Origin of the sequence: Psychrobacter sp. AOP3-A1-26 (assembly GCF_052378235.1) — a bacterium.
Taxonomy (GTDB): domain Bacteria; phylum Pseudomonadota; class Gammaproteobacteria; order Pseudomonadales; family Moraxellaceae; genus Psychrobacter.
In genome coordinates, this window is sequence record NZ_JBQSXN010000099.1 from 1 (window position 1) to 10,645 (window position 10,645).

Annotated in this window: 11 protein-coding genes; 6 read left to right on the forward strand and 5 right to left on the reverse strand. The window is 38.3% G+C overall.

The window, feature by feature from the left end; translation table 11 throughout:
- Both ACT3TU_RS12500 and ACT3TU_RS12505 read left to right on the forward strand, forming a co-directional pair.
- Positions 1-807: TauD/TfdA family dioxygenase (locus tag ACT3TU_RS12500; protein ID WP_444784440.1), on the forward strand; the 807-nt coding region annotated here is incomplete at its 5' end.
- Positions 794-1,606, forward strand: a complete 813-nt coding sequence (locus ACT3TU_RS12505; protein ID WP_443551776.1) for a sulfite exporter TauE/SafE family protein — start codon at positions 794-796, stop codon at positions 1,604-1,606. The genes ACT3TU_RS12500 and ACT3TU_RS12505, both read left to right, overlap by 14 nt.
- 123 nt (positions 1,607-1,729) lie before the next feature.
- Here the strand turns inward: ACT3TU_RS12505 and repM (ACT3TU_RS12510) are convergent, their stop codons facing one another.
- From repM (ACT3TU_RS12510) to ACT3TU_RS12520, 3 genes are all read right to left on the reverse strand, one after another.
- Entirely contained in the window at positions 1,730-2,674 is a 945-nt protein-coding gene (repM, locus tag ACT3TU_RS12510) for a replication initiation protein RepM (protein ID WP_087816257.1), read from the reverse strand.
- 275 nt (positions 2,675-2,949) lie between these two features.
- Complete coding sequence (locus ACT3TU_RS12515) at positions 2,950-3,750, reverse strand: hypothetical protein (protein ID WP_192520454.1); 801 nt, start codon at positions 3,748-3,750, stop codon at positions 2,950-2,952.
- Positions 3,751-3,754: 4 nt separating this feature from the next.
- On the reverse strand, positions 3,755-5,458 hold the full coding sequence (locus tag ACT3TU_RS12520; RefSeq protein ID WP_444784441.1) for a MobA/MobL family protein: 1,704 nt from the start codon (positions 5,456-5,458) through the stop codon (positions 3,755-3,757).
- A gap of 255 nt (positions 5,459-5,713) precedes the next feature.
- On the opposite strand from ACT3TU_RS12520, the gene ACT3TU_RS12525 reads away from it, so the two are divergent.
- From ACT3TU_RS12525 to lspA, 3 genes are all read left to right on the forward strand, one after another.
- Entirely contained in the window at positions 5,714-6,028 is a 315-nt protein-coding gene (locus ACT3TU_RS12525) for a mobilization protein MobS (RefSeq protein WP_444784442.1), read from the forward strand.
- Positions 6,029-6,068: 40 nt separating this feature from the next.
- Positions 6,069-6,695: a LysE family translocator gene (locus tag ACT3TU_RS12530; RefSeq protein ID WP_192529719.1), complete on the forward strand. Its 627-nt coding sequence runs from the start codon at positions 6,069-6,071 to the stop codon at positions 6,693-6,695.
- Positions 6,696-7,274: 579 nt separating this feature from the next.
- Entirely contained in the window at positions 7,275-7,901 is a 627-nt protein-coding gene (lspA, locus tag ACT3TU_RS12535) for a signal peptidase II (RefSeq protein WP_444784443.1), read from the forward strand.
- 145 nt (positions 7,902-8,046) lie between these two features.
- Here lspA and repM (ACT3TU_RS12540) read toward each other — a convergent pair whose 3' ends face one another.
- Positions 8,047-9,072 (reverse strand): replication initiation protein RepM, encoded by a 1,026-nt coding sequence (repM, locus tag ACT3TU_RS12540; protein ID WP_007115213.1) that lies wholly within the window; start codon positions 9,070-9,072, stop codon positions 8,047-8,049.
- Between the two features lie 840 nt (positions 9,073-9,912).
- The gene (locus ACT3TU_RS12545) at positions 9,913-10,128 is read right to left on the reverse strand and encodes a MobA/MobL family protein (protein WP_444525978.1); all 216 of its coding nucleotides are present in this window, start codon (positions 10,126-10,128) and stop codon (positions 9,913-9,915) included.
- 255 nt (positions 10,129-10,383) lie between these two features.
- Here ACT3TU_RS12545 and ACT3TU_RS12550 point away from each other — a divergent pair.
- On the forward strand, positions 10,384-10,645 hold a 262-nt coding region (locus ACT3TU_RS12550; RefSeq protein ID WP_444784444.1), incomplete at its 3' end, for a mobilization protein MobS.

Below are 10,645 nucleotides of genomic sequence, written 5' to 3' on the forward strand. Positions count from 1 at the left end.
CTTCTTTCTAAAAAAGAGCAGCTAGAAAAATTAGAATTAAATGCTCTTATAGAAGAAATAAAAGAAGTTGTATCCACAAAAGGGTATTGTGTCTTACGAAATACAGGACTGAAAAACTTAAATATGGATAAAAAAACTGTTTTATCCTTTTTCTTGTCGCAAATGGGGAGCTTAACACAACACAAGACTAACTCTAATATCTGTGACACAGAATCTCAGTTTTGGGATATCAAATTCCGTGGTGAAGAATATATTAAGGTAAATCAGACTACATTTTCTGAGCAAACAGGTGCATGCCCTTTACATAGCGATTCTTCTTTTATCTCACAACCTGAAGATTACCTTGTTATGTATGTTGTAAAACCTGCCTATAAGGGTGGAGAGTCTCTATATTTAAGCTATGAAACGATTGTAAATTCTTTAAAAAGCACTCAGGAGGGTAAGAAATGTCTAGACATCTTAAATGAGAACAACTACCCATTTAAAACCCCCAAGTCGTTTGATGAGAATGAAACTGTTATTTTTGCCAAAATTTTAGATATTAATAATCAAACTATCAGGTTTAGACATGATTGTATTCAAAAAGGAATGACAACTTATGAAATTAATAATCATTCAGAAATGATCTGGGCTTTAGATTTTTTAACGTCATTAATTAACGAAAGTAAAGAAACACAAGAGTTTCAAGCTATTGAAGATGATTTAATTATAATTGACAATTTACGTGGGCTTCATGCCAGAAAGCCATTCGCAGATACAGATAGGCACTATATCCGAGCAAGAGTAACCAAACATGATTTCAGCTAGCCTAATCAACAGTATACCTGATACGTTATTATATATTTTACAGCTAATCGTATTTGCAGTTGCTTCATTGCTACATGGTCTGACTGGAATGGGCTTTCCAATGATAGGAACTATCGCTTTGGCGATGATTTTCCCTCTACCTAAAGCAATTGCGATAATGGCTTTTCCAAGCCTCATCATGAATTTTATAGTCCTGTTCACTAACAACACCAGAGGCATATTAGGAGAAATAGCTTACTACTCAAAAAAATATTGGTTGCTCGCTTTAACGTCATTGATAGGGAGTGCCATTGGCGTAAAGCTTTTATTATATGTACCAGCTGGTGTGGTTTATCTTTTAATGGCAGTGATAACTCTGTATTACGTTATCAACGGATATTTGAGTAATAAAGGCGTTATTCAAGGTCTAAGAATACCTACAGGTACGGTTAGTTTGATGATTTTTGGTTCCGTAGCAGGTATTGTCGGAGGCGCAACCAATGCTATGTCACCAATTCTTATGATGTACTTGTTTTCTAATACAAATAACAAACATGAAATTGTGAAAGCGAGTAATATTTGCTATTTATTAAGCAAAATAGTGCAAGTTATTTTGCTAAGAGATCAGATACTCTCCTTTAGCTCAAAGGAGTTAGTAACCCTTACGACTCTTACTACCGCTTCAATCCTATTTCTATTTATAGGTATCAAATTAAGAAGTCGTGTTAGTAATACCAAGTTTAGAAATTCTATTTATTTAATTCTCTTATTTCTATCAATTAAGGTAGGTTATACTGGCATAGAGTATTTCGTTTCCTAACTAAATATAAATTCCGATTTTGAACATACCCCAAGGGAACCAGCTATTTTGCCCTTCAAACCTATTAACAGACCACTTATAACAGACTGTATTTGCGGAACTACTCATAACAGACCATTAGCCTTAATACTCTAAGTAATCTTTAATTGGACGCTTCTTGAACTGAGAAGGGTCTTTTTTTAGACGGTTAGTCATTTCAAACTCCCATTCAGTAGCATTTTGTCCAGCTGGGCTAGTAGAGCTGACCAAATGATTATAATCAGCGATAAAGCTAGGGTTCCGAGCGATACGCCCTAGTTGCTTGTCATTTAGCCCTTCAATAGTAGATCTGTCGCTGTTATCACTTTCAATATTAGCAGTAGTTTTTTCTTCGTTTTTCTTCATTTTAAACTTGAATGTAAAGCCAGTGACAGCCCTACCAGATTTATGCTGCTCATATGTGGCTGTCACATCGGTGAAGTCGTTTATCTGACTAATCGCAAGGTCTAACACTCGAGCTTTGAAGTTACACATTTTCTTATACTGTTCAGGCTCAACGCCTAGTTTTGTACGGAATTCAGCAAGTGGTATTTTGTTTGTTTTGCCAACTGATTTCCATTGCATCATTAACTCATAAAGCCTGATTGCATATTCGCTTTGCAACTCGCTAACCTGCTTTAAATCATATTCAGTATATTGCTCGCTAAGTCTTGTTATTAGTGGAATAACGGCATCAGTGAACTGTAATTCAATCATACCAGCCGTTTCTATGTAGCTTACTGCTTGCGCCCACCTAACGACACGATGCGCTGGCTTCCCTGTCTTTTCGTGAATATAATCATACCCAAAATAAGACTCAAACAAGCCATTAGCAGCACTTTTCAAAGCTTTGTATGCTGAATGTTTTTCCACTTTAAATTGTTCTTGATAACTGCTTGCATGAATTTGTAGCACACCTCTAGCATCAATCATTCGTTCTTGCGCTCGAGCTTCAACAATAGCCAAAAAGATAACTCGCTGCTCAGGTATGCCAAGTGAATAACTCGCATTTATTAATTTATTATCTTTGGTAATTAGCTTACTCATCATTTCTGCTCATTAAGGGACGCCATAAACATTATAAACATATTAAACTACAACTTTCAATCAATGTAGTCGAATAGTCGCTAAACGTAGTCGAATGGGTCGCTAAACGTAGTCGAATGGGTCGCTAAACGTAGTCGAATGGGTCGCTAAACGTAGTCGAATGGAGTCTAAGAGCTATGAATGGCAAGCCCTGTAGCGGACGTAAAAGCTTTTAAAAGCATTAAAAACATTAAAAACCTTTTTTCTTTTTTATTAACTAAAAAGATAAAGGCTTTGATCTATCTAAATTTACAGTACTGTTCATTATCCGAACCTAAAAAACAGGATTGCTTTTTAACTTTTGCATAGTAACCATCTTTACCTTTAATCACATTATGAGCCACTTTAGCTGCTGCTAAACGGTTGTACTCAGCTTGACGATCAGCTATTTCAGCTTTACTAGGTACAATAAGCCAAACAGAAAATAACGTCAGGGCAAATATACAAGCACAGATACCACCTATTAGAGCAGCAGCCTTCCAGCTCAGTGATTTAGCAAACTCCTCTGATAACTCCTTTGTATACTTTTCTGCCCCTTTCTTTGCTTGAGTTCTAACACTGTTTAAAACAATGTTTGCGTCATTAGCTAAGCTCTTGTTTTGTTCTTCAAAGTTCTCAGAAAAAAGCTTTAAGCTGCTAAAGTTAGTATCAAACGTTCCTTTCATCTCAGTTGATAATTTAGACAGCTGGGTTATCTGTGTCTTCGCTATACCTATTGTACTTTCTAGCTGAATATTTGCTTGCTCAACGTGACCACCAACGCCTTGGGTTAGCCGGTTAGAGTAGTAATTGAGAAGATCAGCAACCTCTAAGCGAACCTCTTTAGCTGTACCAGCAACAATCGCTGATTTTATTTTATTTTCTCGTTCCTGATAGTCCTTGAGCTGTGCAGTTAGTTCGTTAACAAGCTTGGCGGTAGCTGTGTCTCTTGCTGCCATCGCTTGATACTGTTCTTCTCTTTGAGTGAGCAATTCGGTGTTATGCTCGGTAAGCGTTGCAATAGCGGTAAGCAAGTCTTCAAGGTTGGGTATCTCTGACATTTTTTTATCTTCCTAATCCATAGCTGCGGCTGCGGTTAATCTCGTTACTGTAGTCTGAAATGGCTTTTTGTGCGCTCTCTAGGGCTTTTTCCTGCGATTTATCGATGCTTTGCCCGTGATTGTCTACAAATTCACTTAAAACGCCTTGTAGAGCTGCTGTGTGCGTTTTACGATCACTGGTATAGTGTAGATTTTTAATCTCACTCAAAGCTTGCGTTGATTTGTCGTTCACTAAGTCCGTTAACGCAGTACGCTCATTTAGCGCAAGCTCGCGCTGTCTCTGTGTGGTATCTGGGTTATCCATATACTGATTGAGGCTGTGTGTGATCTCATTAGCGACTGAAATCGATAAAATGGGTTTGCCGGTCTTACTGTTTGGATCAATCCCTTTCTGCGTATGCTGTTCTAACTGTGCCATTACAGCGGCATACAGCGCTTTTTTATCTACCATGAACTGCTGACTTTCGCGCTCCAGCTGCTCGGCTATCGCTTGCTGCTGCCTTGCTCTGTCGGCTCGTGCTTGTTCAACGCGCTCACGTTCGGCTTGTTCACGTTTTTGTTGTTCGGCAAGCTCGCACTGCCTTTGCTGCTCTAGCGCCACCTCTTTTTGTTTTTGCTCATCTGCGCGTTTGCTCTTAATGCCCTGAGCCATTGCCATTGCTTTTGCTACCGCATCGAGTGTGGGTGCTTTAGGCTTCGGCGCAGGTGCTGGTTCTGATTTTTTGATGGGTTCATCTGCTACGGTTGTCCTGCTTGGTGGCGATGTGCTGTGTTCAATATCTTTGATTTTATGACCGTTTAAGATAATGGCATCAGCGGCATCATTCACGATCTGATTTTTCGTAAGCGCTACGCCCCATACCAGCTCGTTACGCTCGTTGATTATTTCGTTGATAGTGCCAAGCTGTGTTGCTGGCGTTTTATCAATCTCGTAATGCTTGCCTTCTGCTTTGGCTTGTTCAGCTTTTCTTAGTTCTCGCTCGTATTTGTCACGTTCCAGCTTAGTAGCGACTGATCCCATTTTGAGCTGTGGTTCAATATCAATCCCTTGCGCGGCATAGCTGCGACTATCAATCAATTTATGGTCGTGCTCAGCCAGTTTTTCGTTGGCGATCTGCTCCCATAGTTGGCGAACGTCTTTAATCTCATGGCTCACGCGTTCCATGCTAAGTGAACGCCGCTTTTTGTCTGATAGCTCAATAGTCGCTTTGTCTGTTAGTGTGATTTCATTATTTTCGTCAAGCTCTGCGGTGCGCGTGGTAAACATGATATGGGCGTGATAGTTGCGCGGATCTGCACCGCGATCAATCTCTTTTTGAGTAGGCTCATGAATGGCGCAATCGGCAATCGTGCCGTAACGGTCGGCTAGGGTTTGGGCGAAGCTATGCGCTAACTCTTTTCGGTCTTCTGCGCTTAATTCATAAGGTAGATTGACTAGCCATTCTCTAGCCACTCGCGCATCTTTGCGCTTCTCGGCAAACTCCGCTTTGTTCCATAAATCACTACGATCAATATCAGCGCCCGTAGCAGCCAATGCTGTCGGCAAAATAATATCCGCACTCATCACGCCATGCTTTTTTGAGTAATCATGAGTTTTGCCATAGCGCTTATCTTCAAGCTCAACCCCTGCGCGATAGCTCGCACTGGCAACGGCACTTTGTCCCTTGCCTCGTGATATTGATTTAGTCGATGCGATGAAAATAGCCATTTCTACAAGCTCAGTTTTTTGGTTTTTAGCACGACGTCTTTTCGTAGTGCTGGGGGTGTGGGGGTTTACCCCTGCCGATGTTTTGATTTTATAAATGTGTGACCGATAGGGATAAACATTTGTAAAGTCGAAAACTCGCACTTAGTCAGTGGGACTCAACCATCTGTCAATTAACTATATCATAAACTGTTGTTAGGTATTGGCGAACTTGCTATAGTTTGAAAGACTATAATTTTTATAATTTAAGGAAGAGTTATGAGCTTACTTGGTGGTAATGATTTAAAAGAACAGCAGAAGATTAATGCTCTTGAGCTTAAAATAAATAGAGAGAAACAGAAGTTAGATAAGAAGCTAACACGGCAAAAAATATTACTTGGTGCTTTTTTGGTAGATGCTTTAGAGAATAATTCAGTAGATGGTTTGAAAGAATATACGGCTGACAATCTATTGAATTTCCTGACCAGACAGACTGATAAGGATTTAATGGCAGATTTGGTAAAGGGGCTTGGTGGTACGGTCGAGACTAAGAATGATTTAGAGTTGAATGCTAGTTTAGATGAGCACTTGTAAATAAAATATGTCCATTAAAAATAAAAAAGGCATTAGTTAAATGATAGATTATTCTTTATTGTTCGCCTATTTCTTAGCTATTCTTCTATTTCTAGGCACTCCAGGACCTGTGACTGTACTTGTAGTGAGTGCAAGCGTAAAAAGTGGGTTCAAAGCGGGGTTAGCAACAGTCGCAGGCACTAACACTGCGTCACTAATCTTGATAGCAATATCATTTATTATCCTTCAGGGGGTGTTTTCAGTTAGCGAGACAGCTATGCTCTGGTTATCCTTTTTAGGGGCATTCTATCTTATATATTTTTCTATAGGCATTATAAAAGATAAAATTGATATTGATCAGACTGTAAAGGAAAGTTCAGTTCTTGTTACGAAAAACCATTTCAAAGATGGCTTTCTTATAGGTATCTCTAACCCTAAAGATGTTATTTTTTTTATTGCTTTCTTCCCTTTATTCTTAGAGGTATCAAGCGACATATATTCGTCTATGCTAATTCTGACGTTGGTGTGGATAGCTCTAGACTATAGTATCTTATCTATTTATTCTTTTATATTCTCAAAAGTTAGTAATAATAAAATCGCAAATATAATTAGTAAATTTTCAGGACTTATTCTACTTTTCATTGCTATTTATATATTATGGGAAACTAGTAGAAGGCTATTTTTATAGAAAAAATCCCCAGCTATCGAATCTGATTTAATCATACCTACGGTGAACAAATCAGGTGCTTTAACTGGTTCGGTTCCCTAGTGAGGACTTGAATCTTAAGCTGTAGGCTAATGGTATCAACGTTTTAACTCACTGAAATAGTCACAGTGTACTTCATGGTGTACCTACCATACATATTCTATTCGTGATCGGTGTGCTATATAGGCATCGAACGTATTCTAACAACAGACGTTATGGTAAAAAAATTATTAGAGTGGATCGGCACGAGAAAAGATGTTCAACCCATAGTTTTATGCTAGGTGATGAAGGTTAATAAATTTAATGAGAGATAACTTAGAAAATACTAAGTCAACACATGAAAATTCAATTTATAAAAAAATTGGTTTAGGCATTTATATTGTATTTGCTTTATATTGTTTTCGTCTCGTTAATATTTATGATTGACGTAGCTACTTACTATAAGCAATATCCCTTATAAGCGATCAAATTTATCAAGTGTTAAACCCAGTATTATATTGAACTTTGCATACGATTTTAGACTGACCTTTTAACTCAACTTTGCACTACCATTTTAAAAAGATGCCTTCTATGACTGATAAAAGTACAGTTACACCAAGCCACGATTATAAAGACACCTTAAATATTACTGATACGTCATTACCGATGGGCGCAAATCTCGCCAAACGTGAGCCAGAGATGGTGGCTAATGGTCGCTTTGCGCTTAATTGGTATCTATTGTCACTAGTTGTAATCATACTTGATCAGTGGACAAAATGGTTAGCTGAGACCAATCTAACCTTTCTTGAACCTGTACCTGTGATCGAGCCGTTTCTAAATTGGACGCTCGCTTATAACTATGGCGCAGCGTTTAGTTTTTTGGCAGATGCCGGTGGTTGGCAAAAGTGGTTTTTTTCAGGGATGGCAATATTGATGTCGCTATTTTTGATAGTTTATCTGCCTAAAGCCGCTCGAAAAACTAAGCTACTTTCTCTCGGTTTAGCCTTGGTACTGGGCGGTGCAATTGGTAATTTAATCGATCGCTTACTGCATGGTCACGTCATCGATTTCATCCATGTACATTATGCCAACGTTTGGCATTATCCTATTTTTAATATTGCTGATGTTGGTATATTTATCGGTATATGTATTGGTGTTGTCTTGATTGTAATTGATATGATATCTTTGCAAGGTAAGCGTAAGATTTAGTTAATTAATAATGTAAAAAATGATTTCTAAAATTTTATAAGCTTTCCATGTATACCCTAGAGGAACCAGCTACTTCATTCCTAAAACGTATTAACAGACTACTTAAAACAGACTGGTATAATGAAACTACTTATAACAGTCTGTTTTAGCTTTTCAGTGGATCGGGGAATTCATATCCTGACATCAATATATATTTGCGCCACTCTTGACGTGTTTCATCGTCTGTTAACCCTTGCTCAACCCATATCAGCAGCTCTTCCCTGCTCTTTCCAATCGTTTGAGAACTATAATCACGGATAAAATCAAAGTTATTTAACAGCTTATTGGCAAATGTGTTTCTTTGCTTGTCAGTCATGGTTGGTATAGCTTTAGGTGCGCGCTTGGTAGTATCTGGCTTATCGTCGCTGACGGTTTTATCAATGTCTTTAATGGTAGTTTTGATCGGTTCTTTTTGCTTGTCTTTAAAATTAAATTTAAAGATGAAGCCCGCAACTTTTCGACCTTCCTTGTACTGCTCATAGCTGACGATTATGTCTGTATGCTCGTTAATTTGCTTGATGGCTGGGTCTAATGCTCTAGCTTTAAAGTTCGCTATTCTTTTATATTCTTTATCATCAATATCAAACCTGTGCCTTAGCTCGTTGTATGAGACTGAAGGAACTGTTTTAGACTTTCGCCACTGCATCATCATTTCGTACAATCGATGCGCGTAGACGCTTGTTAGCGGTGCTTTTTGCTTCAAATGATAACGTGAAAAATCGCCTTTTAATTTCCCTGCTAGCTTTATTAAATCAGGCGTAAACGCTAACTTGACCAAGCCCTGACCTTCTACATAAGCTATATTCCAAACCCAACGTGCTTTTCTATGCTCTTGGTGAGTCGGGAACTTCTCACTTTGCACACTGTAAGTAAAGTATCTAGTAAATAGGTTTTCGCTTGCTTCTCTAAGTGCTGTATAAGCTGTTTTCATATCAACATCATATATCTTTGCGTATTCATCAGCCCTTATATGCACGAACTCGTGCATCGTCAAAAGGTCTTTTTCACATTCGTCATAAGTTGCTAAGTCAGCCAAAGCTATATCAAGCAGCCTTATCTCTTGAACTGTGAGTGAGTAACTGGCTTCAATTAGCGTATTACTTTTAACAACCATATCTTGAGGTTTTTTCATCAGCACATGTCCTAAAAACTATTTAGCTACATACTATCACACCTATGTAGGTAAATACCTTGGATTTGTAGACATTAAACCTTGGATTTGTAGACATTAAACCTTGGATTTGTAGACATTAAACCTTGGATTTGTAGACATATAGAGGTTGAAAGCTATATATCACGGTGCTTACAGAGGGCGGAAAACTCTTTAAAACTCTTTAAAACTCTTTAAAAGGATTAAAAGGATTAAAAGGATTAAAAGGATTAAAAAAATATTGCTGAAAAAAGCTAGGTAATTTATCAAGATTGGATAAAAGAAATTAACGACTTAAACCACCCCTTTTGGTAACAGCTCTATCTTGATTGTAATTAAACGAGCTTATACAGCTCTATATTGCCGTATTTTGGTCTTTAGACAACTCAGAGCTATATCCTTCAGTAGAAGCGCTTAAAGACGCTCTAAGCGCATCTGTGTGCTTCTCACGCTCATTTGAAGATAGTCTGTGAATGTCAGAAAGCGCATGTTTAAGCTAATAACACGTTTTACTAATAGTATCTGCTAGATGCTCTTTAGCGACTTCCTTAACTTCATTAGATCGGCTATCGTCTGAAATATAGGCATCTAAGGCTTCGATATAAATAAATGATGAAATAATATCTCTATTCATTTGTTTAACGTCACCGCTACTACCGCCTAATTTCTTTATCAGTTAGTCGATTAATAGCGCCATATTTGTCTGCAAGCGTCTAGGCGAACTGATGCACGATTGTTTTGCGATCTTCTGCGCTTAATTCATGTGGTAGATTAACCAGCAACACGCGCATCGACTCGCTTCTCGGCAGCCTTCGCTTTGTTTCATAAATCACTGCGTGAAATTTTAGCGTTGGCAGCAGTCAACGCTGACGGCAAAATAATATCCGCGCTCATCACGCCATGCTTTTTTGAATAATCATGGGTCTTACCATAGCGCTTATCCTCTAGTTCTATCCTTGCTTGATATCTCATACTGGCAACGGCACTTTGTCCGTTACTGCGAGATACTGATTTGGTCGATGCGATAAAAATAGCCATTTCTACAAGCTCTGTTTTCAGGTTTTTAACATTGCGTCTTTTTGCAATGTTGGGGGTGTGGGGGTCTTACCCCTGCCGATGTTTTGACTTCATAAATGTATTGCCGTAGGTAATAAACATTTGTGAAGTCGAAAACTCGCACTTAGTCAGTGGGACTCAACCATCCGTCAATTAACTATATCATGAACTGTTGTTAGATACTGGCGAAGTTGCTATAGTCAGGTGAGTAAAGAATTGATAATTTAGGATAGGGTTATGAGCTTACTTGGTGGTAATGATTTGAAAGAGCAGCAGAAGATTAATGAACTTGAGCTTAAAATAAATAGGGAGAAGCAGAAGTTAGATAAGAAGCTAACACGGCAAAAAATACTACTGGGTGCTTTTCTTGTGGACGCTTTAGAAAATGATTCAGTGGATGGTTTGAAAGAATATACGGCTGATAATCTGCTAGATTTTTTGAGCAGACAGGGAGATAAGGATTTAATGGCAGATTTGGTAAAGGGGCTTAAAGCAATTG